Origin of the sequence: Pseudomonas sp. SIMBA_067 (assembly GCF_046534675.1) — a bacterium.
GTDB lineage: Bacteria > Pseudomonadota > Gammaproteobacteria > Pseudomonadales > Pseudomonadaceae > Aquipseudomonas > Aquipseudomonas putida.
This window is the reverse complement of the sequence record NZ_JAWRYH010001466.1, coordinates 1-231: the sequence shown is the minus strand read 5'-3', so window position 1 is coordinate 231 and position 231 is coordinate 1. Positions and strand designations below refer to the sequence as shown.

At 67.5% G+C, this 231-nt stretch carries 1 pseudogene; it reads right to left on the bottom strand.

Features of this window, described 5'->3' with window-relative positions:
* Positions 1-231, bottom strand: a pseudogene (locus tag SB765_RS34290) (diaminopimelate decarboxylase); the annotation flags it as partial.

The following is a 231-nucleotide window of genomic DNA, read 5'->3' as shown; positions in this document are numbered from 1 at the left end:
ACCACGCCGGCAGGGTCGCCGTCCACGCGGGCACCCGCTGCGAAGGCCCGTTCCATCTCACCCAGCGATACGGCATCCAGCACCAGGCCATGGGCGCGCATCAGGCGCAGCACATGCAGGTTAGGGTTGGCTTTCTGGGCGAAGCGTACGGTGTCGAACACCTTCAACTGCTCGACACGTTCGGCGATGGTGCTGGCGTCGTACGCCCACAGCGGCGAGCCGTGCTGGCGG